Genomic DNA, 1,782 nt, shown 5'->3' on the forward strand with positions numbered 1-1,782 from the left:
TGGGCGCGCGGGGGTGGCGGCGTGGGGTGGCCGCGGGGGGGGGCCGGTGGGCGGGGGCGGGTGGTGTGGGGGTGGGGGCGGCGCTGGGGGGGGCCGCCGAACGCCGCGCCCGTCACCGCGCCTCGGCCGGCGCCGGCCTGCTCGCCACCCTGGCCGGGGTCGTGGTCGCGGTGGTCGTGCTGGCCCTGGTGTGGCTCTGCGTTCGCGCCTGAGGCTCGTCCCGTTCCGGGATCCCGGGCCGGGACGGGGACTCCCGGGATGACGTCCGCACGACGCGGGTCCCGTCAGGTGCGGTACGTCACGTCCGGCGGGCTCGGGACGGGCGGCGGTTGAGGTAGGCGGCCAGGCCGCCGAGTTCCTCGCTGGCGATGAACGCCGACCGCACGGTGAGGAGGGCTTCCTCGGCGTGGACGTGGCAACCCCAGGCCGCGTCACCCCAGGCGTCGGCGACCTTCAGCTCGGCCGGTTCGCCGCACCCGTCGGCGCCGCCCAGCTGGCACTGCCGGGGATGGGGCACGGTGGCCTGCGTGGCCGCGGCGGCACGCATCCGGTCGGCCAGGTCGGCCGCGGCGGCGGCGCGTTCCTCGGCTTCGGCGCGCAGCTCTCGCTCCGCGAGCATCGCCTTGGTCAGCTCGGCGTGGGCCGCTTCGGCGCGGGCTTCGGCGTCACGGCGCGCCTGCTCGCTGTGGTGGCGCTCGATGGCCAGGGCCGCGGTGCCGGCGAAGACGCGGGCCAGGGCGAGGTCGGACTCCTGCGGGGCGCGCGGGGTCCGGTGGTACATCGCGAAGGTGCCCAGCAGGCTCCCGTCGCGGGCCAGGATCGGCGTGGACCAGCAGGCGGCGAGCCCGGCCCGGTCCGCCAGGTCTCGGAAGTCGTCCCAGAACGGGTCGGTCGCGATGTCGGTCACGACGACCGGTTCCCGGCGGTGGGCGGCCGTGCCGCAGGAGCCGACGCCCTCGCCGGTGGCGATCCCGTCGATGGCCTCGTTGTAGAAGTCGGGCAGGCTGGGCGCGGCCCCGTGGCGCAGGTGCCGCCCGTCGGGGTCGGCGAGCAGGACGGAGACGAGCACCTCCTGCGGGGCGAGGTTCTCGATGCACCGCGCCATCCCGTCGAGGACGTCGGTCAACGGCGCCTGGCGGGCGATCTGCTCGAGCAGCGCGCGGTGCTCGGTCATCAGGTGCTGGGCGTGCTTGACCTGGGTGGTCTCCACCCCGATCACCCAGATGCCGACGACGTTGCCCTCTCCGTCGCGGCGCGGCTCGTAGGTGAAGTCGAAGAACACCTCCCGCGCCTGCGGGCCGGTGTCGAGCACGACCCGGACGTCGTGGCCGGTGTAGGACTCGCCGGTGCGGTAGACCTGGTCGAGCAGGGCGATGAAACCCTGATCGGCCAGTTCGGGCATCAGTTCCACCAGCGGCACGCCGGTCCGCGCCCGGTGCTCGCCGATGGTGGCGAAGAACGCGTGGTTCGCCGTCTCCACCACGTGCGCCGGCCCCACCAGGGAAGCGAACACGGCGATGGACTGCCCGAACAAGACCCGCAAATCCTCCTCGGCCGCCGGTCGGGCGACCGCGTCGAAGGGCTGCCGGTCTGATGCCGTTGTCATCGTGTGGTCCACTCCTCGTCCTGTGGCGCCAATCCTAATGTCCGGGACGCGCCACCGCGTGACGGGCGGGCGCGGCCGGGCGGGGCGGGGGCGCCGCCGCGGGGGGCGGGGGGGGGCCCGGGCGGGGGGGGACCCGCCCCCGCCGCCGGGTGCGAGCGACGGGGGGGGGTGTGGGT

At 75.8% G+C, this 1,782-nt stretch carries 2 protein-coding genes; one reads left to right on the forward strand and one right to left on the reverse strand.

Features of this window, described 5'->3' with window-relative positions; genetic code table 11:
* A partial coding sequence (locus ACFXGA_RS20195) for a hypothetical protein (RefSeq protein WP_378090017.1) occupies nt 1-212 on the forward strand: 212 nt, incomplete at its 5' end.
* 86 nt (nt 213-298) lie between these two features.
* Here ACFXGA_RS20195 and ACFXGA_RS20200 read toward each other — a convergent pair.
* A complete protein-coding gene (locus tag ACFXGA_RS20200) occupies nt 299-1,606 on the reverse strand; it encodes a GAF domain-containing protein (protein ID WP_378090019.1) in 1,308 nt (435 codons plus the stop codon).
* Between the last annotated feature and the right edge of the window lie 176 nt (nt 1,607-1,782).

The sequence above is a fragment of the Actinosynnema sp. NPDC059335 genome (assembly GCF_042752395.1).
Lineage (GTDB): Bacteria > Actinomycetota > Actinomycetes > Mycobacteriales > Pseudonocardiaceae > Actinosynnema.